This is a genomic window from Saccharomonospora iraqiensis subsp. iraqiensis (assembly GCF_000430445.1).
Taxonomy (GTDB): Bacteria; Actinomycetota; Actinomycetes; order Mycobacteriales; family Pseudonocardiaceae; genus Saccharomonospora; species Saccharomonospora iraqiensis.
In genome coordinates, this window is sequence record NZ_KE387139.1 from 1 (window position 1) to 2,027 (window position 2,027).

The 2,027-nt window shown below is 75.0% G+C and carries 2 protein-coding genes; both read left to right on the plus strand.

Annotated features, from left to right (window positions below; all coding sequences use genetic code 11):
• The coding region (locus ACTIR_RS24675) for an ArsA family ATPase (protein ID WP_034241293.1) at nucleotides 1-730 on the plus strand (730 nt) is incomplete at its 5' end.
• Nucleotides 731-824: 94 nt separating this feature from the next.
• Nucleotides 825-2,024 carry a radical SAM family heme chaperone HemW gene (gene hemW / locus ACTIR_RS0120840; protein WP_026455718.1) on the plus strand — a complete coding sequence of 400 codons (1,200 nt, stop codon included), beginning with the start codon at nucleotides 825-827 and terminating at the stop codon, nucleotides 2,022-2,024.
• Nucleotides 2,025-2,027: the final 3 nt, after the last annotated feature.

Sequence of the window (2,027 nt, forward strand, 5' to 3'; positions counted from 1 at the left end):
TGAGGCGCAGGCCCGGCGCCGGGTCGCCGAGGTCGCCGAGGACGCCCGGCACGTCGTGCCGAGGGAGGTGCTGCCCGCCGTCGAACGGCACCTGGCCCGCGCCACGGACAGTCCGGGCACGGTGGAGTCGGCCCTGCTCGACCGGCTGACCGACCTGGTCGGGCAGGTGGGCACCGACTGGGACACCCTGGTCGTGGACAGCGCGCCGACCGGGCACATGGTGCGCCTGCTCGGCCTGCCCGCACTGCTCACCCCGTGGATCGAGGGCCTGACGCGGCAGCGGGAGAAGGCACGCGACGTCGAGGGCCTGGTGGCGGGGCTGTCCGCCGACACCGGCGCGGGCGGCGACACCGGCCCCGACCCGCTGCTGTCCCGGCTGTACCGGCGGCGCGAACGGGTGGAGTGGATGGCCGCCCGACTGCGGGAGCAAGCCCTGGTCCACCTCGTCGTCGTCCCGGAACGGTTGCCGCTGGCGGAGACCCTGCGCGCCGCCGACACCCTCACCGACGGGGGTCTGCGCCTCGGCACGGTCCTGATCAACCGGGTCCTCGACGCCGACACCACCGGCCCCGGATCCCGGCGGCGCGACGCCCAACAGGCGATCCGCACCGAACTGGAGACCCGCTTCCCGGACCCCCCACCGCTGCCCCTGCCGCTGCTCGACCACACCCCGGAGGGCCTGCCGGAGCTCGCCCCGCTGGCGGACCTGCTCGCCCGGGGTGTGCCGTGAAGGGCACATTCCCTGCGCCGGGCGCAGCGAGGGGCACATTCACTGCGTCACACGCAGGGAAAGTGCCCTTCACGGTCAATGCGACACTGGTGGGGTGGGTGTCGCGAGTGAGGTGTCGTCCGGGTTGCCGGCGGGGGTGGTGCGCGGGCCGGGGCGGCGGCCGTTCGGGGTGTACGTGCACGTGCCGTTCTGCGCCACCCGGTGCGGCTACTGCGACTTCAACACCTACACCGCGGGTGAGCTCGGCTCGGCCGCCTCGACGGCGTCCTGGCTGGACGGGGTGCGTGCCGAACTCGACCTCGCCGCGGGCACGCTCGGGGATCCGCCGCCCGCGGACACCGTCTTCGTCGGTGGGGGCACGCCCTCGCTGCTCGGGGCGGACGGGCTCGGCGCGGTGCTCGACGCGGTGCGCTCCTCGGTCGGCCTGGCCGACGACGCCGAGGTGACCACCGAGTCGAACCCCGAGTCCACCTCGCCCGAATTCTTCGCCGGGCTGCGCGAGGCCGGCTACACGCGGGTGTCACTGGGGATGCAGTCGGCGGCCCCGCACGTGCTGGCCGTGCTGGACCGCACGCACACCCCGGGCCGCGCCACGGCCGCGGCCCGCGAGGCGCGCGCGGCGGGCTTCGAGCACGTCAGCCTCGACCTCATCTACGGCACGCCGGGGGAGAGCACCGAGGACCTGCGGGCGACGCTGGACGCGGTGCTGTCCGCGGGCGTGGACCACGTCTCCGCCTACGCGCTGATCGTGGAGGAGGGCACCGCCCTGGCCCGCCGGGTGCGGCGGGGAGAACTGCCCGCCCCGGACGACGACGTCCTCGCCGCCGACTACGAACTGATCGACCGCAGGCTGGCGGAGGCGGGGCTGCACTGGTATGAGGTGTCCAACTGGGCGGCCTCCGAAAAGGCGCGGTGCCGGCACAACCTCGGCTACTGGCGCGGCGGCGACTGGTGGGGCGCCGGCCCCGGCGCGCACAGCCACGTCGACGGCACGCGTTTCTGGAACGTCAAGCATCCCGCCCGCTACACCGCCACCCTGGCCGGGGGGCAGCTTCCGGTGGCCGGCCACGAGACCCTCACCGACGACGACCGGTACCTCGAACGGGTGATGCTCGAACTGCGGCTGGCCGAGGGCCTGCCGCTCGACGCGCTGGACGACGACGGCGTGCGGCAGGCACGCTCCGCGGTGACCGACGGACTGCTGGACCGCGCCGCCGCCGACCGGGGCCGCGCGGTGCTCACCGACCGGGGCAGATTGCTCGCCGACGCGGTCGTCCGCAGGCTCGTCAGCTGAGCC